General features: G+C 72.3%; 17 protein-coding genes and 2 pseudogenes. 7 read left to right on the forward strand and 12 right to left on the reverse strand.

Annotation, left to right across the window (positions count from 1 at the left end; translation table 11 throughout):
- The first annotated feature begins 230 nt into the window (after window positions 1-230).
- Window positions 231-1,202 carry a threo-3-hydroxy-L-aspartate ammonia-lyase gene (locus HKK72_RS24390; protein ID WP_187236749.1) on the forward strand — a complete coding sequence of 324 codons (972 nt, stop codon included), beginning with the start codon at window positions 231-233 and terminating at the stop codon, window positions 1,200-1,202.
- A 53-nt stretch (window positions 1,203-1,255) separates the two neighbouring features.
- Here HKK72_RS24390 and HKK72_RS24395 read toward each other — a convergent pair whose 3' ends face one another.
- The 5 genes from HKK72_RS24395 to HKK72_RS24415 all read right to left on the reverse strand — a co-directional run bounded on the left by HKK72_RS24395 (window position 1,256) and on the right by HKK72_RS24415 (window position 5,173).
- A complete protein-coding gene (locus HKK72_RS24395; RefSeq protein WP_187236750.1) occupies window positions 1,256-1,564 on the reverse strand; it encodes a PepSY domain-containing protein in 309 nt (102 codons plus the stop codon).
- A gap of 291 nt (window positions 1,565-1,855) precedes the next feature.
- Complete coding sequence (locus HKK72_RS24400) at window positions 1,856-2,692, reverse strand: ABC transporter permease (protein WP_187236751.1); 837 nt, start codon at window positions 2,690-2,692, stop codon at window positions 1,856-1,858.
- 23 nt (window positions 2,693-2,715) lie between these two features.
- Window positions 2,716-3,630, reverse strand: coding sequence for an ABC transporter ATP-binding protein (locus tag HKK72_RS24405; protein WP_187236752.1), 915 nt, complete (start codon window positions 3,628-3,630; stop codon window positions 2,716-2,718).
- A gap of 191 nt (window positions 3,631-3,821) precedes the next feature.
- Window positions 3,822-4,739, reverse strand: a complete 918-nt coding sequence (locus HKK72_RS24410; RefSeq protein ID WP_315987423.1) for a DUF523 and DUF1722 domain-containing protein — start codon at window positions 4,737-4,739, stop codon at window positions 3,822-3,824.
- 128 nt (window positions 4,740-4,867) lie between these two features.
- Window positions 4,868-5,173, reverse strand: coding sequence for a PepSY domain-containing protein (locus tag HKK72_RS24415; protein WP_187236753.1), 306 nt, complete (start codon window positions 5,171-5,173; stop codon window positions 4,868-4,870).
- Window positions 5,174-5,443: 270 nt separating this feature from the next.
- Here HKK72_RS24415 and HKK72_RS41315 point away from each other — a divergent pair.
- The 3 genes and pseudogenes from HKK72_RS41315 to HKK72_RS24430 all read left to right on the forward strand — a co-directional run.
- Window positions 5,444-6,114, forward strand: a pseudogene (locus HKK72_RS41315) (ABC transporter ATP-binding protein); the annotation flags it as partial.
- Window positions 6,115-6,154: 40 nt separating this feature from the next.
- Entirely contained in the window at window positions 6,155-7,351 is a 1,197-nt protein-coding gene (locus HKK72_RS24425) for a sensor histidine kinase (RefSeq protein WP_261987137.1), read from the forward strand.
- A gap of 13 nt (window positions 7,352-7,364) precedes the next feature.
- Window positions 7,365-8,010, forward strand: a pseudogene (locus tag HKK72_RS24430) (response regulator transcription factor).
- 46 nt (window positions 8,011-8,056) lie between these two features.
- On the opposite strand, the gene HKK72_RS24435 reads toward HKK72_RS24430, so the two are convergent.
- The 6 genes from HKK72_RS24435 to boxC all read right to left on the reverse strand — a co-directional run bounded on the left by HKK72_RS24435 (window position 8,057) and on the right by boxC (window position 14,470).
- The gene (locus tag HKK72_RS24435) at window positions 8,057-8,938 is read right to left on the reverse strand and encodes an amidohydrolase family protein (protein WP_187236754.1); all 882 of its coding nucleotides are present in this window, start codon (window positions 8,936-8,938) and stop codon (window positions 8,057-8,059) included.
- A gap of 114 nt (window positions 8,939-9,052) precedes the next feature.
- Window positions 9,053-9,721 carry a gamma carbonic anhydrase family protein gene (locus HKK72_RS24440; RefSeq protein ID WP_187236755.1) on the reverse strand — a complete coding sequence of 223 codons (669 nt, stop codon included), beginning with the start codon at window positions 9,719-9,721 and terminating at the stop codon, window positions 9,053-9,055.
- 2 nt (window positions 9,722-9,723) lie between these two features.
- The gene (locus HKK72_RS24445) at window positions 9,724-11,343 is read right to left on the reverse strand and encodes a benzoate-CoA ligase family protein (RefSeq protein ID WP_187236756.1); all 1,620 of its coding nucleotides are present in this window, start codon (window positions 11,341-11,343) and stop codon (window positions 9,724-9,726) included.
- An 11-nt stretch (window positions 11,344-11,354) separates the two neighbouring features.
- Complete coding sequence (locus HKK72_RS24450) at window positions 11,355-12,299, reverse strand: hypothetical protein (RefSeq protein WP_222721081.1); 945 nt, start codon at window positions 12,297-12,299, stop codon at window positions 11,355-11,357.
- Between the two features lie 21 nt (window positions 12,300-12,320).
- Window positions 12,321-12,776, reverse strand: coding sequence for a hypothetical protein (locus HKK72_RS40070; RefSeq protein ID WP_222721082.1), 456 nt, complete (start codon window positions 12,774-12,776; stop codon window positions 12,321-12,323).
- A gap of 2 nt (window positions 12,777-12,778) precedes the next feature.
- A complete protein-coding gene (gene boxC, locus HKK72_RS24455; RefSeq protein ID WP_187236757.1) occupies window positions 12,779-14,470 on the reverse strand; it encodes a 2,3-epoxybenzoyl-CoA dihydrolase in 1,692 nt (563 codons plus the stop codon).
- 222 nt (window positions 14,471-14,692) lie between these two features.
- On the opposite strand from boxC, the gene HKK72_RS24460 reads away from it, so the two are divergent.
- Window positions 14,693-15,598 carry a PaaX family transcriptional regulator C-terminal domain-containing protein gene (locus HKK72_RS24460; RefSeq protein ID WP_187236758.1) on the forward strand — a complete coding sequence of 302 codons (906 nt, stop codon included), beginning with the start codon at window positions 14,693-14,695 and terminating at the stop codon, window positions 15,596-15,598.
- 138 nt (window positions 15,599-15,736) lie between these two features.
- On the forward strand, window positions 15,737-16,180 hold the full coding sequence (locus HKK72_RS24465) for a PaaI family thioesterase (protein ID WP_222721083.1): 444 nt from the start codon (window positions 15,737-15,739) through the stop codon (window positions 16,178-16,180).
- Window positions 16,181-16,241: 61 nt separating this feature from the next.
- On the opposite strand, the gene HKK72_RS24470 is transcribed toward HKK72_RS24465, so the two are convergent.
- Window positions 16,242-18,353, reverse strand: a complete 2,112-nt coding sequence (locus HKK72_RS24470) for a hypothetical protein (protein ID WP_187236759.1) — start codon at window positions 18,351-18,353, stop codon at window positions 16,242-16,244.
- 55 nt (window positions 18,354-18,408) lie between these two features.
- On the opposite strand from HKK72_RS24470, the gene HKK72_RS24475 reads away from it, so the two are divergent.
- The coding region (locus HKK72_RS24475; RefSeq protein WP_187236760.1) for a hypothetical protein at window positions 18,409-20,807 on the forward strand (2,399 nt) is incomplete at its 3' end.

A 20,807-nucleotide genomic window follows, 5' to 3' on the forward strand; every position in this document is an offset into this window, starting at 1 on the left:
AACATCCATGATCTGACGGAGCGGCGAGCACCTCGTTCTGAGTGCTCGCCGCTCGCCGCTCGCCGCTCGCCGGTGCCGGTCGACACCTGTGCGCGCCCGGGAACCGCCGAGCTGATGCGGTACGGCAGACTTAGGGGGCTTTGCCGGAGAGGCGAGCGTGCCGCCGCTCGTGAGCCTCCTGAGATTCGGTTCGGTCCGGCATCACCGCACCAGCAGGGAGAACAGCCTCGATGAGCACCGCCCCCGTCACCCTGGACGACGTTCGCGCCGCCGCCGCGCAGATCAAGGGCGTGGCGCACCGTACGCCCGTTCTGCGCTCGCGGACCCTGGACGAACTCGTCGGCGCGGAGGTCTTTCTGAAGTGCGAGAACTACCAGCGCATCGGTGCCTTCAAGTTCCGCGGCGCCTACAACGCGCTCTCCAGGCTGTCCCCGCAGCAACTGGAGCGCGGCGTGGCCGCCTACTCGTCGGGCAACCACGCCCAGGCCGTCGCGCTGTCGGCTCGTGAGCTGGGCGCCACGGCGGTCATCGTCATGCCCGAGGACACCCCGTCGAGCAAGATCAACGCTACGGCCGGGTACGGCGCCGAGATCGTGACCTACGACCGCTACACGGGCGACCGCGTCGCCATCGGCGAGCGGCTGGCCGCCGACCGAGGCCTCGCCCTCATCCCGCCGTACGAGCACCCGCACGTCATCGCCGGGCAGGGCACCGCCGCGCTCGAGCTGATCGAGGAGACCGGTCCACTCGACGCGCTGCTGGCTCCGGTCGGCGGCGGCGGCCTCATGGCCGGCTGCGCCACGGCGGCTACCGCGCTCGTCCCCGGCATCCGCATGATCGGAGTCGAGCCCGAGCAGGGCGACGACACCAAGCGCTCCCTGGAGGCCGGCGCTCGCGTGAGCATTCCCGTGCCGCGCACCATCGCCGACGGGCAGGCGGCGGAGATCCCCGGTGAGCTGACCTTCTCCATCAACCAGAGGCTTCTCGACGGGATCGCGCTGGTCACCGACGACCAGATCCGCGAAGCGATGAAATGGGCCTTCGAGCGGCTCAAGACCGTCATCGAGCCCAGCGGCGCCTCGGCCCTGGCCGCACTCATCGCCGGCGTGGTCCCCGACCTGCCCGCCCGTGTGGGCGTCATCATCTCCGGCGGCAATGTCGGGCTCGCGCGCTTCGCGGAGCTGCTCGGCGACCGGGCCTAGGCCTGTTTCCGCGAGGTCGGCGGCCGGCTGTCACCGACTGGTTCGACTCCCCGTCACTCCTCGTCGCTTTCGCCCGACTCACTGCCGATGACGTGGAAATCGCGGTCCAGATTCACTTCGATCTCGGAGCCGTCCGGACGGGTGATCTCCACCTCATAGGTGCCGTCCTCCTCGATCTCGGTCTCGGTGACCTTGCCTCCGCCGGCGTGCTTCAGAGCGGCAGCCGAGGCCTTGTCGAGTGCCGCACCGGTGATGGGCCTGTCGGGTTCCTCGCCGCCGCCCGCCGTGGCGGCGCTGATCCCGGCGCCGATGACGGCGACGGTCGTCGCCGCGACGATGATCGTCTTGTTCCTGCGCTCCATTGTCGGCTCCTTTCGGCTTCGACTTCCGCCCTGGCCTGGGTGCCCGGAGGCTTGCCGAGCTGTTGACGCTCTTCCTCGATCGCGAATGCGCAGCCGCTTTCCATCTCCATTCCCGGCGATCGGCGCAGGCGGCGCCACAGATGCTGAACGGCCGCTGAAGAGTGCGGGACACCTTGAGGTCCGCCCCGCCGCGACGAGTCGAGGAGACCGGTCGGCACGCGCGGAAGCCGTACGGCCCGCGCCCTTCACGGGCGCGGGCCGTGGTGGCCGGACCGACCGTATGAGCGAGCGTCAGGCGTCGCGACGCCTGAGCACCGCGTACCCGGCGGTCACCGCCGCCACCGCCCACAGCGCCAGGATCAGCAACCCCGCGAACGGCGGGTACGGGCTCGTGGCACCACGCAGGAAATGTGCCCCCGCGACCCCGGGCAGGGCATAGGAGATCCGCTCGAAGAACACGATGTCACTGGCGTCGAGCGTCGCCGGGATGATCGTCAAGAGCAGGAACACCCCGGTCAGCGTGCCGACCGCACTGCGCAGCAGCGTTCCGGCGCCGAGGGTGAACACGCAGATCAGCGCGAGATAGACGCCGATGGCCAGCACGTCACCGGCGGCACCGGTCACCGAGAACGACCCCCAGTGGCCCAGGATCGCGGCCCCGGCCGCCGTCCCGGCGACGCCCATCACCAGCCCGGCCGCGCAGGTCACCGCGGCGACGACGACGGTCTTGGCCAGCAGCATCCGGCTGCGTCGCGGCACCCACTGGAGTGTCGCCCGCATCGTGCCGGTCGAGTACTCCGCCGTGATCGCCAGCATCGCCAGTGCGATCACCGCGAACTGGGACAGATCGATTCCCTGGATCGCGATCAGACTCGCCGCCACGACGCCCTTGTCGTCGGTCGGATCGGTGTTGGTATTGGTGTCGACGGTGTAGATGCCCAGCTGGGCCGCGGCGGCGGCCATCAGCAGCAGCCCGGCCAGCAGGCTCCACCAGGTCGACCGGACCGACCACACCTTCGTCCATTCCGAGGCCATCGCCCCAGACAGGCCGCCACCGGTGGCCGGGGGCGTGGTGCGGGAATCCGATCCGGCGGGGGAGGGCAGCACGTCGGACGGCGCGGAGGTCATCACGTCTCCTCGGGATCGGCGGGTCACGGTCGCTCCGGGGCGGCGTACTCGACGCTGTCGGCGGTCAGCTCCATGTAGGCCTGCTCCAGCGACGCTTCGTGGGCGGTCAGCTCATGCAGGGGCACCCCTTCGTCGTGAGCGAGCTCACCGACCCGCTCCACCGGCAGCCCCGACACGACCAGCTCCCCCGGGGAAGGCTGCTCGACCTGGCCGGCGGGAAGGCGGGCTCGCAGCCGCGCCAGCGCCGCCGGCTGCGGGCTGCGCACCTTCACCGTGTTCCGCGAGCTGCCCGCCAGCACCTCGGCGACCGGCGCGTCGGCCAGGAGCCTGCCCTTGCCGATGACCACCAGCTGGTCCGCGGTCAGCTGCATCTCGCTCATCAGATGACTGGAGACGAAGACCGTGCGGCCCTCGGCCGCCAGCGAACGCATCAGTTCTCGCACCCACCGGACCCCGTCCGGATCGAGTCCGTTGACCGGTTCGTCGAACATCAGCACCCGCGGGTCGCCCAGCAGCGCCCCCGCGATGCCCAGTCGCTGTCCCATTCCGAGCGAGAACGTTCCCGCCCGTTTTCCAGCGACCGCGCCGAGCCCGACGGTGTCCAGCACCGCCTCGACCCTGCGGGTGGGAATGCCGTTGCTGCGCGCCATCGCCTTCAGGTGGCTTCGCGCGGTCCGCCCCGGGTGCACGGTCTTGGCGTCGAGCAACGCGCCGACCTCCCGCAGCGGATGCCGCAGCCCGGCGTACTCGCGGCCGTTGACCAGCGCGGTGCCCGACGTCGGGCGGTCCAGGCCCAGGATCATCCGCATCGTGGTGGACTTGCCGGCCCCGTTCGGGCCGAGGAAACCTGTCACCTTGCCCGGCTCGATCCGCAGCGACAGATCCCGTACAGCGGTCGTCTCGCCATATCGTTTCGACAGCCCACTCAAAACGATCATCTTTTCTCCGTTCGCGTCACCTCCGAGAACCTAGGGATCGGCGAGCCTGCCGCGCAGTGGCCGAACGACGTGCGGCACCCCCGACTTTCGTCAGTCAGTGACGCCCGGCGATCCCGGCCGATGCGTCGGCCCGAGGTGGAACAGGCATGGCGTGGCCGGTGAGACGCTCTGGAGACCGCAGATCCGCCGTGTCACGCCGGGGCGGCTCGGGCGTCGGCCAGGGGTGAGGGCGCCAGGTAGGACTGCTGCGAGACCCAGCTCAGGCCCTCGCCGTCCGCGTGGTGGGCGAGCAGAGCGACCGGCACGCAGAGCGGGACCAGACCGCGTCGGTACGCCTCGATCCGGGCGACGATGTCGTGCCGCCGCGTGTCGTCGAGGAATTCACTGATCTGGCTGAACGCGTGCTGAAGCGCGTTGGCGTTCCGTCCCAGCGTCGCCTTGGTGGCCAGCGCGGCGGCGAACACCTGGCGGTACTCCGCCTCGGTCTCGGCGGGCGGACGGGCACCGGCCGACGCGACGATCCGGCCGGCCGTCCGGTAGCGAGCCGGGTCGTGGGCGAGGATCTGCAGCTTGTGGCGGGTGTGGAAATCGACCAGCTCACGAGCGTGCCAGCCTCCGGCGAACAGTTCGCGCAGCCGGGCATGGGCGAAGATTCGTTCGACGAACCGCTCGCGCAGTACGGGATCGTTCAACCGGCCCTCGTCCTCCACCGGGAGCTCGGGACAGGCCTCCACCAGCCGCTGCGAGTAGACACCACGGCCCCTGCGGTCCGCCGGGTGACCGTTCTCCCGGTAACGCGGGATGCCGCGGAGACCGCACGTGGGGGATTTCGCCTTGAAGACGTAGCCGTCGAGATCGCCGGGCAGGGGGAGGCCCGCCATCGCGGTGGTGTGATCGGCGGTGCCGCTCCGGTTGACCAGCCGCCCGTCATCGGTGAGCCGCACCGTCTCGCGCGGTGTGCCGAGGCCGATCGCCATCTCCGGGCAGTACGGAACCCAGTCGACGTACGGGCCGAGCTCGTCGGTCAGGAATCTGCTGCGGCTGTGCCCGCCGTTGTAGCGGACCTCCTCGCCGAGCAGGCAGCTCGACACTCCGATCCGAGGTCTCACCGGGCCTCCCGGGCGCGGAAGCGGCAGGGAGCCTGTCCCCCCAGGGCCTCGCACCGCGCTTCGCCTCCCCCTACTACGCACGGTAATCGCCGGGAGAGCAGGTCACAACCTCAGCGTCGACACGCCGGTCAGCCTCCGTCATTCTCCTGCACCTCGGCGCGGGCGACATTGAAGCCATGATCGAGGCTCACCTCGACCTCGGAGCCGTCCGGACGGGTGACCTCCACCTCGTAGGTGCCGTCATCCTGCAGCTCGGTCTCGGTGACTTTTCCGCCGCCGGTATGCGTCATCGCGACGGTGATGGCCCGGATGAGCGCCACATCGGTGATGGGCAATCCGGATCCGCCGCCACCCGCCGTAGTGCCGCCGGCCCAGGGGCTCATGACCGCGAGAGAGACCGTCCCTACGACCATCAGCCTGCACAGGTGGTGCATATCGGCTCCCTTCGGCCTCCGGCCGGCGCTCACCGGTCCGCGAGCCGCCGCTCGGCGACGGGTGCGGCGACACGCTCTCCATGACCCCTGCCCTGCGGTCGACTCGGGCGGGTCACCGGAAGCTGAACGGCCGCTGAAGAGCACGGGGCAGGTGAAGGCCCGCCCTCCCCGGGGGAAATCCCCCAGGTGAAGACGGAGGAAAGCCTTGTTCCGGCGCGGGGGCGGCGTGCCTAGCGTGACGTCCATGCGCACACACACCAGAGGGTTGCCATGATCGAGGTCCGCGGTATCACCAAACGGTACGGATCCGTCGTCGCCGTCGACGAGCTGAGCTTCGACGTGCGGCCGGGCGGCGTGACCGGATTCCTCGGGCCCACGGCTCGGGAAAGTCGACCACCATGCGCCTGATCATGGGGCTCGACCGGCCCGACGCCGGGCACGCCCGGATCGGCGGCATGGACTACGCCTCGCTGCGGTGGCCGCTGCGCGAGGTCGGTGCGCTCCTCGAGGCGCGTACGTTCCATCCGGGCCGCACCGCGCGGCAGCACCTCGCCGCGCTGGCCGCGGCCGGTGGGATCCGGTCGTCACGGATCGACGAGGCGCTGGCCGCCGTCGGGCTGACCGCCGCAGCCGACAAGCGGGCCGGCGGATACTCGCTCGGCATGGCCCAGCGGCTGGGCATCGCGGCCGCGCTGCTCGGTGACCCCGCGGTTCTGCTACTCGACGAGCCGGTCAACGGGCTCGACCCTGAGGGCGTCCACTGGATCCGCAACCTGATGAGGTCCCTGGCCGCCGAGGGACGGACCGTGCTGCTGTCCAGTCACCTGATCAGCGAGATGGCATTGACCGCCGACCATCTCGTGGTGATCGGCTCGGGTCGGCTGCTCGCCGACACGTCCGTGGCCGAGCTGACGGCGTCCGCTCGGGGTGATCGGTTTCGTCGTCCTCGTCGTCCTCGTCGTCCTCGTCGTCCTGCTCGTCATGGGTCTGGCGTTGGCGGCATCGCTGGTCGGGGCGGTGCCCGGCCTGCTGCTGATCGTGACGGGCACCGGCCTGGCCCGTGCGTTCGTCGCAGCCCAACGCGAGCTGGCCGGTCGGCTGCTCGGTGAACGGATCCCCGCGACGCCGCCGCCTACCGGCCACGGGTTGGTGGGCCGGCTGGACGCGCGGCTCCGGGACGGCACGGGCTGGCGCTGCGCGGCGTACGTGCTGGCGAAGCTGCCGGTGGCGGCGTTCGGCTGGTACACGGTGCTCTGGTGGTTCACCGGGCTGGTCAACCTCACCACCCCGCTTCGGTGGGCTCTGTTCGGGCAGCGCGGGTCCGGCGAGGCGCAGGGCGTGCCCGTCCTCACTCCGCTCCCGTTCGGCGGTTCTCCCGTCATCACCACGTTCTTCGGCACGCTCCTCGCCGCGGCCGTCGGGGTGGCCACGCTGCTGATCGCCCCCTGGCCGACCCGCGCGGCCGTCGCGGCCGACCGCTGGCTGATCCGCGCCCTGCTCGGCCACGGACGACTGGCCGAGCGTGTTCGCGACCTCGAGGAGACGCGGGCGCTGGCCGTGGACGACTCGGCGGCGCTGCTGCGCCGCGTGGAACGCGACCTGCACGACGGGGCGCAGGTCCGCCTTGTGGCGCTGGCGATGAGCCTCGACATGCTCAGGGAACGACTGGACACCGGCTCCGATGGCGACCGGGTCGAGGTCGCATGGATCCGCGAGCTGGTCGGCACCGCCCACCGCAACGCGACCGAAGCCCTGACCGAGCTGCGCGACCTCGCCCGCGGCATCCATCCGCCCGTGCTCGACGACGGCCTGCCGAGCGCCCTCGCCACGCTCGCGGCGCGCGGCGTCGTGCCGGTGGAGCTGTCGGTGGACGTGCCGGAACGGCCCACGCCGGCGATCGAGACGATCGCGTACTTCTGCGCCGCCGAACTGCTGGCGAACGTCATCAAGCACAGCGGCGCGCACAGGGCCGCCCTCGCCGTGACACGACGCGACGGCGGGGGGCGGCGTGCTGCGCCTGCGCGTCGCCGACGAGGGCCGGGGCGGGGCCCGCCTCGGCGAGGGCAGCGGACTGGCCGGTCTGCTGCAGCGGGTGCGCACGGTGGACGGCAACCTCGACATCGACAGCCCGGAGGGCGGCCCGACGTCATCACCGTCGATCTGCCGCTGCGTGCGTGAGAGCATGCGCCCCATGCGCGTCGTGATCGCCGAGGACGCCGCCGTCCTGCGGGAGCTGCTCACCCGGATGCTGGGCGAGCACGGGCACGAGGTGTGCGCCGCCGTCGGCGATGCCGAAGCATTGCGCGCGGCGGTCGCCGAGCACCGCCCGGACGTCACCGTGGTCGACATCCGGATGCCGCCCACCCACACCGACGAGGGTCTGCGCGCCGCGATCGACATCCGCGGCGAGCATCCCGGCACCGGCGTGCTGCTCATCTCGCAGTACATCGAGACCAAGTACGCCACCCGGCTGCTCGCGGCGGGCTCGGCCGGCGTCGGCTACCTGCTCAAGGACCGGGGTGGCGAACGTCGCGGAGTTCAAGGACGCCCTCGCCAGGGTGGGCGCCGGCGGCACCGTGCTCGACCCCGAGGTCGTCACCCAGCTGGCCGGGGCCGGCGGCCGCGCCGACGACCTCGCCTCGCTCACCGACCGGGAGCGCCAGGTGCTGTCGCTGATGGCCGAGGGCCGGTCCAACGCCGGGATCGCGCAGGCGCTCGTCGTCTCGGCCGGGACGGTGGAAAAGCATGCGGCCGGAATCTTCGGCAAGCCGGGCCTGCCGGTGTCGGAGGACGACAACCGGCGGGTGCTCGCGGTGCTGCGCTTCCTGCGCTCCTGAGACCGGAGGAGGAGCCGATGGCGATTCTCGATCAGTTGTCGCCCTATCAGGGCCGGGGAGCCGGGGGCGACTCGTCGCGCAACCGTGAGTACACCCGCAGGGCGTTGCCGCCGAGCACCAGCGAGACGGTCTCGTCGTCGAGGCCGAGCTCGGCGATGGCGCGGGCATTGCGCGCGATGCCGGGCACTCCCGGCCAGTCGGTGCCGAAGATGAACCGGCGGGCCAGCCGGGCGAGGTCGTAGCGGGCGTAGTACTCGGGCAGCTTGCGCGGCGGCAGGCCGGCCAGCTCGATCCAGACGTTGTCCCTCGACAGCGCGAGAAAGGCCGCGGCGTCGTACCACCAGCCGCGGCCGCCGTGCGCCAGCACGATGTTCAGGTTGGGGAAGTCGCGGAGCACGTCGTCGAGCAGCACCGGGTCGGCGTACTTGTTACTCGCGCCGGGGAAGGAACTGGTGCCGCAGTGCACCACGATGGGCACGCCTGCCGCCCGGCACACCTCGTAGGCCGGGTAGAGGGCGGGGTCAGAGGCGCTGAAGCCGCCGTGCACGGGGTGCAGCTTCAGAGCGACCGCCCCGAGACCCAGCTGGCGCTCGACCTCCTCGCCGATGGGGTAGTGCAGGTGCGGGTTGACGTTGGCCACCGGCCGGAACCGCGCCGGGTTGTGGCGTGCGATGGGCAGCACGTCCTCGATCGGTTGCGTCCCGGTCGCCTTCGGGCTGTACTCCGAGAACAGCAGCGCGACGTCGACGCCCTCGCCGTCGAAGTGGGCGTCGAGCCGTTCGGGGACGACGGTGCCCTCGTCGTCGTAGAGGTCCTGCCAGCGATGCCCGGTGCCGAAGTCCTCGGCCCACTCCCGCCACGCGGGGCGCAGCGTCGGCAGCCGCACCGCGTGCACGTGCGCGTCGATGAGCAGATGGCCGTCAAGCATGGTGTGTCTCGCCCCTCGTTCATGCGGCCGCCCATCGAGCGGCCGTCCATCGACCGCCGATCAGCCGCAGCCGCCAAGCCCCAAGCCGCCGAACTGCCGGGCGGCCGCCGTCGATCAGCCGGTCGCCCGGCGGTTCGACCGGCCGTTCGCCCCGCCGTTCGTACGGCCGTGACCGGTCATGCCAGGCAGTCTCCCTCCACGCCGTTCCGGCTCGACACCCGGGTCGCCCCACGCCGGCGGCGGGGGGCACGGCGTCGGCCACTGCGATGCGACCTGCCGCAGCCCGGCCGCGTACTGCTGCCCGTTCGCCACGTACAGCTGCACCGCCTCGTCGTGCCAGAGCGGGTCCACGCCGCCCGCCCGGACGCGCGCCGGGACGCCGAGTGCGGTGTGGCGGGCCGGGATCACGCTGTCCTCGGTGACCACGGCCCCTGCCCCGATGACGCTCTCCGTTCCGATCCGCACCCGGTTGAGGACCACAGAGCCCGATCCGATGAGGCAGCGGTCCTCGACGACGCATCCCTCGAGATGGGTGTTGTGGCCGATCACGCACTCGGCGCCGATCACCGTCGGCCATGGGGCCGTGGTGTGCACGACGGTTCCGTCCTGGATCGACGTGCGCGCCCCGATCGTGATGGCGCCGTAGTCGCCCCGCAGGACGGCTCCGGGCCAGACGGTCGCCGACGCGTCGAGCGTCACCCGGCCGATGACCGTCGCCTCCGGGTGGACGTAGGCCTCCGGATGGATGTCGGGGACGTGGTCGCCAAGTGCGTAGATCGGCATGTTCAGCGGCTCCCTACATGGTCGTCGTCGGTGGGCTCCCGAGGCGAGGGGAGCAGCGTGGCGGCGAACTCGCGTACCGCGAAGCGCCGCAGCTTGCCCGTCGCCGTGGTCGGCAGTTCGTCCATGATCAGGACCTCGCGCGGCCGCTTGAAGGCGGCGAGGCCGGTGCGGCAGAAGTCGATGAGCTCGGCCGGTTCCGCGGTCGCGCCGGCCTGCAGGACCACGCACGCGACCGGCTTCTCCAGCCCGTCCTGGTCGGGCAGTCCCACCACGGCGGCCAGCGCGACCGCCGGGTGCTGGAGCAGCCTGGCCTCGACCTCGGTGGGCGAGACCCAGATCCCGCCCGCCTTCAGCATGTCGTTCGTGCGCCCGAGGCACGTGTAGTAGCCGTCGGCGTCGGCGACGTAGGTGTCACCGGTGTGCAGCCACTGCCCTTCGAAGACGCGGCGGGTGGTCTCGGTGCGGCACCAGTAGCCGGTGGCGATCGACTCCCCGCGGACCAGGAGCGAGCCGGGGGTGCCGGCCGGCACGTCGGCGCCGTCGCCGTCCACGAGTCGTACGTCATAGCCGGGCACCGGCCGGCCGGTCGTGCCCGGCCGCACCTCGCCCGCCCGGCCCGAGATGAAGATGTGCAGCGCCTCGGTCGAACCGATGCCGTCGATCAGCTCCACCCCGAACCGCTCGGTGAAGCGCCGGTAGAGCTCGGCGGGCAGCGGCTCGCCGGCGGACACCGCGAGCCGTACGGACTCGAACGCCTCGCGCGGCACGTCCGCCGACAGCAGCGCGGCGTAGAAGGTCGGCACGGCGAAGAAGAGCGTGGGCCGGTCGGCCAGCAGCCGTTCGGTCACCGACGCGGGGGTGGGGCGGCCCGGGTCGAGGATCGTCGTGGCGCCGACGGTGAAGGGGAACAGCAGCGAGTTGCCGATGCCGTAGGCGAAGAACAGCTTGGCCACCGAGTAACAGCGGTCGGCGGCGGTGATGCCGAGCACGTCCCGGCCGAACGTCTCCGCGACGTGCCGGATGTTCGCGTGCCGGTGCATGGCGCCCTTGGGTGCGCCGGTGGTGCCGGACGTGTAGAGCCAGAGCGCGGGCGAGTCGTCCCAGGTGTCGTACGGGCCGAACCCGCCGCCCGAACCGCGTGGGCCGAGCAGGTCCTCGAAACGGTGCACCGGCACTCCGGCGGGTGGCGGGAACTCGGCGTCGCCGTCCAGGACGACGTGCTCGAGCTCGGGCGCCTCGGCCGCCGCCTCGCCGGCCGCCGCCGCGAACGGTGCGCTCACGAGCAGGATGCGGGTGCGAGTGTCGCGCAGCACCCCGGAAAGCTCGCCGCCCGTGAGCATGGTCGACACCGGCACCGCGACCGCGCCGATGCGCATCGCGGCGAGGATCGACCCGAGCAGCGCCGGGCCGTCGGCCATGAACAGCACGACGCGCTCTTCCGGCCGCACCCCGCGGGACCGCAGGCCGGCGGCGAGGTCGGCGACGTATCCGGCCAGTTCCGCGTAGGTGAGGGATCCGCCCGGGCCGGTGACCGCGACCCGGTCGCCGTCGCCCTGGTCGAGCCGGGCGTCCAGGAGGTACGTGCTCGCGTTGAAGGCGCGGTGGGCGAGGAAGGTCGACATGATCGGGCCGCCTAGCCGACTCGGACGTACGGGAAGTCGACGGGCTGCTGATTGATCCCGACGCTGGGCGGATCGATCCAGCTCGCGAACACGCCCGGCTCGTACACCGGTCGCATGAGGCCGGCCACGTCGGCCTTGTCCTGGTCGGTGGGCAGCCACCGGTCCTCGGCGGCCCGCCAGGTCACCTCGTCGACCACCTCGCCCGACGGCGTGACGAAGGCTCCGGCGTAGGCGCCGACCTGCCGGTTGAAGCCCTCGTGCGGCAGGGTCAGCCGTTGCGACAGGCCCGCCTCCTCGAGGGACTTGTTCCACCGCCTGACGCCGCGCTCGCAGTCGCCCACGTACTCGTCGCGCAGGTCGAGGTTGAGCGCCGACAGCGCCGCGACGTCGTCGGAGACGATCGCGCCGTCGCGTACGGTGCGCACCTCACGCACGGCGTCCAGCAGCCGGTGGTCGTCGCCCCGGCGCCGCTCCATCCAGCGGCCCTTGAGCCCACCGGTGAAGTAGTTGGCCGCGTTGGTGCTGGTCTCGGAGCCGAACAGGTCCATCGAGACCGCGAAGTGGAAGTTCAGGTACTTCTGGATCACGCTGAGCGGGATGCCGCCGTACGGCAGGACGTCCTCGGTGTCGCGCTCCTTCATCAGCGCCGCGGTGCGCTCCACCACACGCTGCACGCCGGTGGTGCCGACGAACATGTGGTGGGCCTCTTCCTTCAGCATGAACTCGCACGTGCGCGACAGCGGGTCGAAGGCGCTCTCCTTCAGCGTGCCGAGCTGGAACTTGCCGTCGCGGTCGGTGAAGTAGGTGAACATGAAGAACGCCAGCCAGTCCGGCGTCGGCTCGTTGAACGCGCCGAGGATGCGGGGGGCGTCGGCGTCCCCGCTGCCCCGGTGCAGCAGCATCTCGGCCTCCTCCCGGCCGTCCCGGCCGAAGTAGGCGTGCAGCAGGTAGACCATCGCCCACAGGTGCCGGCCCTCCTACACGTTGACCTGGAAGAGGTTGCGCAGGTCGTACAGGCTCGGCGCGGTGCGGCCGAGGTGGCGCTGCTGCTCGACGCTGGCCGGCTCGGTGTCGCCCTGGATCACGATGAGGCGGCGAAGATCGGCGCGGTACTCGCCCGGCACGGTCTGCCACACGGGTTCGCCGAGGTGCTCGCCGTGGCCGATGGCCCGCTCGCCGTCGCGCTCGGCGAGGAAGATGCCCCAGCGGTAGTCGGGCATCTTCACGTAGTCGAAGTGCGCCCAGCCCTCGCGGCCGACGGCGACGGCGGTGCGCAGGTAGATGTCGTTCTCCTTGAACACCCGTGGGCCGAGGTCGCGCCACCAGTTCAGGAAGTTCGGCTGCCACGACTCGAGGGCGCGCTGGAGCCGCCGGTCGGTGTCGAGGTCGACGTTGTTGGGGATCTTCCCGTTGTAGTCGATGGTGGTCGGCATCGTCAGACTCGCTTCCGGTCGAAGACAGGCCGTTGCCCGGAGCCGTAGCGTCGCAGCGCGCCCTCCGGGCCGGCGGCGTTGGGGCGCTGGAAGATCCAGTTCTGCCAGGCGGACAGCCGCGCGAAGATCTTGGTTTCGAGGGTCTCCGGGCCGGCGAACCGGTGGCTGGCCTCCATGCCGGTGAGCGCGTCCGGGCTGAACGCGGCGCGCTCCTCCAGGGCCAGCCGCAGCTCCTCGTCCCAGTCGAGGTCGTCGGGGATGAAGGTGACGAGCCCGGCCTCCTCGGCCGCACGGGCGGTGAGCGGGGTGCCCGCGAGCTTGCCGGCCGCCTCGAGGGCGTCGTCGTGCCCGTAGAAGCGGCTCGCCAGCCGGGTGAGCCCGTTGCCCATCGGCAGCGGCCCGAGGTTCATCGAGGTGAGCGTCAGCGTCGCAGGCGCCAGACCCGCCTCCTCGTCCTCCTCGCGCAGCCCGTCGAGCAGGTACGAGCGGTCGGCGGCGAGTGCCAGCTCGGCGAGCAGGCCGGTCCAGCAGCCACCCGGCTCGATGACCGCGAACAGCGTGCGTGACGACACGTCGAGCCGCTTGAGCGTGCGCTTGTAGTAGTGCAGGGTCTCCTCGACCAGCCAGTCGTCGCGATGAGCCAGGACGAACTCGTCGAACCGGGCCACCATGGCGGGGTCGCCCTCGGTACGGAACACCCAGGTGCCGATCTCGGGCTCGGCCGTCCGCAGCCGCAGGATCAGGTCGTCGAGCTCTCTGGTCATGGCGAGCGGCCAGAAGCCGGCGCCCTGGGCGTGGGCCTCAGCGGCCTCGGCGGGCACCGCGCCCGGCCCGCGCACGGTGATGGCGGCCGATCCGGTGGACCGGTCGAACGCGCACGTGACGTGCTCGTAGCCGATCATGTCCCGCTCCACCGTGCGGCGCAGCGGCGTGAGCTCGATGCCCTGCGCTCCCGCGCGGGGATCGTCGCCGACGGTCGCGAGGACCTCGGCGACCCGAGAGCCGATCTCAGCGTCGAACCGGCGCGGCGGCACCGAGGCGTCGACCAGGCCCCATTCGACCGCCTTCCGCCCCCGTACGCCCTCTGTCCTGGTGGCGAACACGTCCGCGAGATCGCGCCGTACGTGCCGCTTGTCGACGACGCGGGTGAGCCCGCCGGTGCCGGGCAGCACGCCGAGCAGCGGCACCTCGGGCAGGGACACCGCCGAGGATCCGTCGTCGACGAGCACGATCTGGTCGCAGGCGAGCGCGATCTCGTAGCCGCCGCCCGCCGCGGGGCCGTTCAGCGCGGCGATCCAGGTCTGGCCCGAGTGCGCGCTCGCGTCCTCGATCCCGTTGCGGGTCTCGTTGGTGAACTTGCAGAAGTTCACCTTCCACGGGTGGCTCGAGGCGGCGAGCATGCGGATGTTCGCGCCCGCGCAGAACATGCGCTCCTTGCCGCCGGTGACGACGACGGCCCGCACCTGGGGATGCTCGAACCGCAGCCGCTGCACCGCGTCGTACAGCTCGATGTCCACGCCCAGGTCGTAGCTGTTCTGTTTCAGCTCGTAGCCGGGCGCCAGGCCGCCCTGCTCGTCGACGTCGAGCACCAGCCGCGCCACCGGTCCCTCGACCTCCAGCCGCCAGTGCCGGTAGCGGCTCGGGTGGGTGTCGAAGTCCACGACGGGAGCCTTGTCCGAGGGAGTGGCCGTCATGGATCTCTCCGTTCACTCGTCCCCCGACGTGAGCATCATGCTCTACAAATGCGCGTCGCCAGTCAATAGACTTGTCGACTGTTCTGGGCTTGGATCGGGGGTGAGGACGCGCGCTGGGATACTCGTCCAGCGCGGCCGGGCCGAGCCCAGCCGGGCCGAGCCCAGCCGGGCCGAGCCCCAGCCAGACCGAGCCCAGCCAGACCGAGCCCAGGAGGTGCGCCCATGCCCGAGCCCGCCCCCGTGGTGCCGAAGGCGTACGGGTCGCCCGAGCCGGAGCCGGAGCCGGAGCTGGACCGGCGCCGGGAGATCGGGGCCGCGAGCGCCCGCTCACTGCTCCTCACCGTTCTCGGGGAGTTCGTGCTTCCGGCGGGGCGGCCGGTGTGGAGCTCGACGTTCCTGCGCGCGCTCGCCCTCGTCGGGGTGGAGGAGAAGGCCGGCCGGCAGGCGCTGGCCCGGGGCGCCGCCGACGGCTGGCTGGCCTCGGACCGCCACGGCCGCCGCAGGACCTGGCGGTTGACGTCGGCGGGTCGCCGGTTGCTGTCGCAGGGCACCGAGCGGATCTACGGCTTCGGCGCGCCGGTGGCGGCGTGGGACGGGCGGTGGCTGGTGGTCCTGGCGAGCGTGCCGGAGGCGGATCGGCGGCTGCGGCACCTGCTGCGCACCCGGCTGGCGTGGAACGGGTTCGGCAACCTGTCCCCGGGCGTCTGGGTCAGCCCGCACCCGGAACGGCAGACCCAGGCGCGTGAGGTCCTCGACCAGGCGGGCGTGGCCGAGACCTCCACGATCTTCGTGGGGGAGCTGGGATTCGAAGGGGCGCCGGGCGATACCACCGAGGCCCGCCGCGTCGCGGGCCGGGCATGGGCCCTCGCCGAGGTCGAGCTCGCGTACGAGACCTTCCTGACCGAGGTCCGCCGGCTGCGCCCGGTGGGTCCAGAGGCGACGCTCGCCGCCCAGATCCGGCTCGTGCAGGAGTGGCGGCGTTTCCCGTTCCTCGATCCCGGCCTGCCGCCGGAGCTGCTGCCCCCTGGATGGAGCGGCACCCGGGCGGCCGCGCTGTTCCACGACCGGCACGCCGCGTGGAAACCGGTCGCCGACGACCGCTGGCGCGAGATGGCCGAGGAGGCCTGAGCCGGATTCCCCGGCCCCCGATACGGACCCCGTACGACCTGGCCCCGACCTGCGATCCGGCGGTGACGGCCCGGCCGCCCGTTCGATCCGGTGAAGGGGTACGGTCGGCAGAGGCGCTGGACCGACCCGAGGAGTACCGTGACACAGCCCGAGCAGGCGGCCGGCTTCGAGAAGCTCCTGGGCATGGAGCACATCGAGCTCACCGCCGACCGCGTCGAGCTCGCCTGCGAGATCACGCCGGATCTGCTCCAGCCGTACGGGATCGCGCACGGCGGCCTGCACTGCTCGCTCGTCGAGACGGCGGCCAGTTACGGCGCCGCGATCTGGTTCCACGGGCGGGGGCAGGTCGTCGGTGTGGCGAACCACACCAACTTCCTGCGCGCAGCGCGGACCGGCCGCCTGAAGGTCGTCGCCATCCCGATCCACCGCGGGCGCACCCAGCAGCTCTGGCAGGTGGACATCACCGACGACACCGGCCGTGCCGTCGCCCGCGGCGAGGTGCGCCTGGCCAACATCGCCTCGGCCGACGCCCTCGCCCGCCCCGAATCGCCCGGCGCCCCGGAGACCGCGCCAGGGAGCTGATCCGAAGCGCACTCCCGACTGCGGTGGGTGCCGGGTCCGCGTGGGTGCCCGTGCCGGGTCCTCAGACGTCGATGGCCTTGGCCACCGCGGCCGAGGCGAAGACCGCGGCCACCAGGCCACCGGCGATGCCGAGGTAGGAGCCGGTGACGACACCGGCGTGGCGGCTGATGGCCAAGCCGACGAGGGCGAGCAGCGCGCCGCTCCCACCGGCGACCAGGGCGCCCAGAAGGAGGCCCGACAACGCCGACAGGGTCTTGTTCGCGGGGCCGTCGTTGCCCGCCACGAGCCCGGTGATGAGGCCGGTGAGGCCGCCGAAGATCACGCCGGTGTAGGCGGAGTCGAGCACCATCGCGGTGTCCACGGTCTTCTTGAACTGCTCCTCCGCATAGACGGCCGCGTCGTAGTACGGCTGCTCCAGGGCGGCGAGGTGCGGCTCGCCGGCCCGCTGCCCGACCTCGGCGGCCGGCTTGAGCACGACGGTGTGCCCTTGCGGCGGCACCGGGTTCGGCGCGGCGAGGACGGCGCGCCACCATTCGGTGCCGGCGCCGCCGGCCGCCTGGTCGGGATGGGTGACGAAGAAGCGCAGCAGCTCGGCCCAGTCGACGAGGTCGGCCGGCGGGGTGGGCGAGGCCGACGCCATCCGCCCGGCCATCGTGGTGGCGACGTAGGTGGCGACGGACGTCGCGAGGTTGACCGCCGGGCCGCGCAGCGGCTCCTTGCGAACGCTGTCCTTGGCCATGAGGCTGTGCGAGCCGATGTTCTCGCCGGGCGCCTCGTTGTCCGAGCGACTGTCCTGGATCTTGTGCACGGCGTCGTCGTCGATCTCACGGCTGCGCTCCAGGGAGCCCTTGACCGCCTCGCGCCCGGTCTCCATCACCTTCTGGAGCAGGCCGACGATGCCGAGGCCGATGCAGCCGTAGTCGTCGAACAGCTTCTTCTCCAGGTCGTTCATCTCCTTGACCGCCTGGAGCTCGAACTCCTCGATGAGGCCGAGGCGCCGCGCGGTCTGGGCCTTGGCGACCCACGTGCCCGCGATGACGCCGGCCTTCCACTTCGCGAAGCTCTCCTCGCGTTCCTCCTCGGTGCCGAAGAACATCTTGTGCAGGATGAGCTTGGGGTCGCGGAACGGGTCGTCGGCCTTCGGCGGCGTGCCCACCACGTGCCCGAGGGCGTCGATCAGGGTGAAGAAGATGTCGTCGGCCCCGAAGGAGCCGGTGTAGGCGAGCGCCGCCTCGGTCGAGGTCTCGGTGCTCAGCCCGTCGCCGTCGCCGTCGAAGGACGGCGCCCGCAGCCTGCGGTGGAAGCGGCGCTGCAGGGTCGTGTCGCTCGGCGCAGGGCCGAGGCTCTCCGCCTCGGCCGGGTCGGGCGGTGGCAGCGGGGCGTGCGGCGCGGGCTGTCCGGCGTGGGCGGTGCGCCAGGCCATCTCGACGAAGTTGGAGTGGAAGAACCAGTCCTCGACGGCGTGACTGGCGTGGCCGAACCGGGCCACGAGCTCGCGGCGCTTGGCCGGATCGGCGCCGGCCGCCGCCACGTTCGCCCAGTCGCGTTCGACCCGGGTGAGCAGGTCGGCGACGTACTCGAGCTGCTGGTCGAGGTAGCCGAGCAGCCGCCGGGGCGGGCCACCGGCCGACACCGGCACCTGCGAGGGATCCCGGGTGCCGCGCTGTGGCAGGTCGGGCGGGAACGGCGGGAAGTCCAGGTGCTCGTGCGGGAAGTACTGCGTGAACAGCGCGTCGAAGACCCGCTTGGTCTCCTGCTTGTCGAGCGGCGCGAGACCGGCCAGCGGCGGCGTGGAGAGCGGGTTGCAGGTCGCGAGCAGCATGAAGCCGCGCAGCCACTTGGCCAGCGATCCGTCGTCCGGGCGGTCCCTGGCCGGATCCGGCCCCGGCCGCTGCCCCTTCACCCGCGTCTCCGGCGGCACGCCGAGGACCTCGTCGAGGTAGTCGTCAACGCCGAGGAACACGTCGCCGATATGGAACAGCCTGGGGATGAGCGCGAACTGGTCGATCCCGCGCAGGAAGAACGTCCTCTTACCGCCCACGTGCGCGAACGGGTCCCGGAACTGCGACACGTCGGTGAGCCAGTTGCCGACCTCGAAGAACTTCGCCTCCGCCGGTGGCAGCAACGGCATGATCGCCTTGGCGATCTGGGAGTGGGTCGTCACGTCGCCCATGGCTTCGCCTTCCGCGCGGGACGCCGGCGCCACCCCCCGTTCCGGAGCGCCGGATGTGGTCAGGGTAACCCGGTACGCCGGGCCCGGAGAGGCCTGGACCGGCCACGGCCGCCGTCGTAGCGTTACGGGCAGCGCGGCGGCGTGGCAGGGGGCCGGACCGGCCGGGGCGCTCGCGGCGCGCTCGCGGTGGGGGTGCGCCATGGCACTGCTCGACACGATCAAAGGCTCGTTCGGCTCGGACGGGTTCAGCCTCGACGGCGCGGCCGGCGAGCTGACCGACGCCTTCCGCGGCGTCGCTCCGCCCGGCGTCGACGTCGACGCGGACGCGATCGCCGCGTTCGCCGGCCGCATCGCCGGCGCCGACCCGTCGGGAGCCCTCACCGCGGTGACCGGGCTGGCCGGCGGATACGGCGACCTGCTCGACTCGGTGGCCCGGCCGGGCGGTCTGGCCGCCGCGCTCGGGCAGGCGGTCACCGCGCTCGGGTCGCTCGGCGGCGGCATCGGCGACGCCGGGGAGACGTTCGCGGCCGCCCTGCGCGCACCCGAGGGCGACCGCACGGTCGACCGGCTGGTCGCGATCGCGCAGGACCTGTCCGGCGTGCGCGCCGCACCGCTGGCCGAGGTGCTGCGCCTCGTCGCCGCGGACGCCCTGCCCGCTCTGCCGCCGTCGGTGACCGGCGCGCTGCCCGCGCTGCTCGGCCGGGCAGAGGGCGTACGGGCTCTCGCCGAACACCTGGCGACGCTCAGCGCCGCCGGCAGCGTGGCCTCGCGCACGGCCATGCTCGCCTCGGCGCTCGACGAGCTGTCCGACCCGGCGGCCCTGCAGGCGGCGACGGCCGCCGTCATGGCCGTCGACGGCACCGCGCTGGCCGCGATCGTGTCGTCGGGCGATCCCGAGGACGAGATCGTCGCGGCCGTCACCGCCGGCCTGGCACCGGTCGGCGGCTACGCCGACGAGGCCGGTCGCCTGCTCGTCGGCGCGCTCGCCACGCTGCAGTTCCTCGACCCGCCGGCGCTGGAACAGTCCCTCACGACCGCCGCCCAGACCGCACTCACGGCGGATCTCGCCCCGGTGCGCGCGCTCGCCGAGACCCTCGCCGACCGGCTCGCCCCGGTGCTCGCCCTCCGCCCGGCGGGCCCCGCGGCGCCCTCGGTGCAGGCTTTCGCCGACGACCTCGCCGAGCAGCTGACCCGGCTCATCGCCGCCGTGGACGACCTCGACACGGCCGGGCTCGCCGCCCCGGTGCACGACGCCACCGAGCAGGTCGTCGCGCCGGTACGGGCCGTACGCGACACCGTGCACGACACGGTCACGGCGGTGCGCGGCGCACTGGAGAACGCCCGCACGGCGGTCGAGGCCGTGGGCGTCGAGGCGGTCGCGGATGCGGTGCACACCGTCCTCGACCCCGTGATCGAGGCGGTCGAAGACCTTCGGGCGCTGCTCGAACCGATCGCCGAGGCGATCGGCCGGGCCGCCGCCGAGGCCTCCGAGGCGGTCGCGGAGGTCCGCACCACCGTGGAGTCGACGCTGGGCGAGGTCGGGGAGGCCTTCGACGCGCTGTCGGACGCCGTGACCGAGCTCGACCTCGCCGGCGAGCTCGAGGAGCTGCGGGCGACCATGGACGAGGTCGCCGCGGCGATCGAGGGAGTGGCGCTCGGCCGGGCCGTCGACACCGCCGTCGGCCTGGTGGACGACGCCGCCGGCGTCATCGAGAAGATCCCCCTCGACCTGCTGCCGGACGCCGCGCGGGCCGACCTGCACAATGCCGTGGCGCCGATCAAGACCGTCGACTTCGGCACGGAGGTCCGCGAGCCGCTGACCCGGGCCGTCGCCGCCGTGCTCGGAGACCTCGAGGGCCCGTTCCTCGACGAGGTGGCCGCCCTGTCGAAGGAACTGCTCGACTTCCTCGCCACGATCGACCCGACCTCGGCGTTCCGTCAGGTGGAGAGCGAGGCCTTCGAACCCTTCCTCGCCCGGCTGCGGACCCTCGATCCCGACGAGCTCCTCGCGCCGGTCCGCGAGGCGCTGAGCGGCCTCGGCTCGCTGAAGGATCTCCTCGCCCCGGCCGACGAGGCCTTCGACCAGGTGCTCGACGCGATCAGATCGCTGGACCCCGGCCCGCTGCTGAATCCGCTCGCCGACCAGGTCGACGAGGTTCGGGAGCAGATCGCGGCCGCCCTGCACCTGACCGAGCTGCGCGAGCAGGTCGACGCGGCCTGTGACCGGCTGCTGGAATCCTGCGACCTGGTGCGGCTGGCCGACGTGCTCGACGGATTCGTCCTGGCCTTCGACCGGATCTGGCCGCCGCCCGGCAGCGGGCAGGCCGGGATGGCGGGCACGCAGATCCTCGGCCGGCTGCTCGGGACGGCTGCAGGGGCGCTGGACGGTCCCGCGTTCGCCGCCGCGAGTCAATGGATCACAGGTGGCGGCGAGCCGGCCGCGCACCTGGCGGC

This window comes from Actinomadura sp. HBU206391 (assembly GCF_014323665.1).
GTDB lineage: Bacteria > Actinomycetota > Actinomycetes > Streptosporangiales > Streptosporangiaceae > Actinomadura_C.

Excerpts from the sequence above, each read along its gene's own strand:
- HKK72_RS24425 (WP_261987137.1), top strand. The coding sequence starts at position 6,155 with ATGGGTCTGGCGTTGGCGGCATCGCTGGTCGGGGCGGTGCCCGGCCTG.
- HKK72_RS24445 (WP_187236756.1), bottom strand. The coding sequence starts at position 11,343 with ATGTCGACCTTCCTCGCCCACCGCGCCTTCAACGCGAGCACGTACCTC.
- HKK72_RS24415 (WP_187236753.1), bottom strand. The coding sequence starts at position 5,173 with ATGCACCACCTGTGCAGGCTGATGGTCGTAGGGACGGTCTCTCTCGCG.
- HKK72_RS24460 (WP_187236758.1), top strand. The coding sequence starts at position 14,693 with ATGCCCGAGCCCGCCCCCGTGGTGCCGAAGGCGTACGGGTCGCCCGAG.
- boxC (WP_187236757.1), bottom strand. The coding sequence starts at position 14,470 with ATGACGGCCACTCCCTCGGACAAGGCTCCCGTCGTGGACTTCGACACC.
- HKK72_RS24405 (WP_187236752.1), bottom strand. The coding sequence starts at position 3,630 with ATGATCGTTTTGAGTGGGCTGTCGAAACGATATGGCGAGACGACCGCT.
- HKK72_RS24470 (WP_187236759.1), bottom strand. The coding sequence starts at position 18,353 with ATGGGCGACGTGACGACCCACTCCCAGATCGCCAAGGCGATCATGCCG.
- HKK72_RS24435 (WP_187236754.1), bottom strand. The coding sequence starts at position 8,938 with ATGCTTGACGGCCATCTGCTCATCGACGCGCACGTGCACGCGGTGCGG.
- HKK72_RS24395 (WP_187236750.1), bottom strand. The coding sequence starts at position 1,564 with ATGGAGCGCAGGAACAAGACGATCATCGTCGCGGCGACGACCGTCGCC.
- HKK72_RS24450 (WP_222721081.1), bottom strand. The coding sequence starts at position 12,299 with ATGGTCTACCTGCTGCACGCCTACTTCGGCCGGGACGGCCGGGAGGAG.
- HKK72_RS24390 (WP_187236749.1), top strand. The coding sequence starts at position 231 with ATGAGCACCGCCCCCGTCACCCTGGACGACGTTCGCGCCGCCGCCGCG.
- HKK72_RS24440 (WP_187236755.1), bottom strand. The coding sequence starts at position 9,721 with ATGCCGATCTACGCACTTGGCGACCACGTCCCCGACATCCATCCGGAG.
- HKK72_RS40070 (WP_222721082.1), bottom strand. The coding sequence starts at position 12,776 with ATGCCGACCACCATCGACTACAACGGGAAGATCCCCAACAACGTCGAC.
- HKK72_RS24400 (WP_187236751.1), bottom strand. The coding sequence starts at position 2,692 with ATGACCTCCGCGCCGTCCGACGTGCTGCCCTCCCCCGCCGGATCGGAT.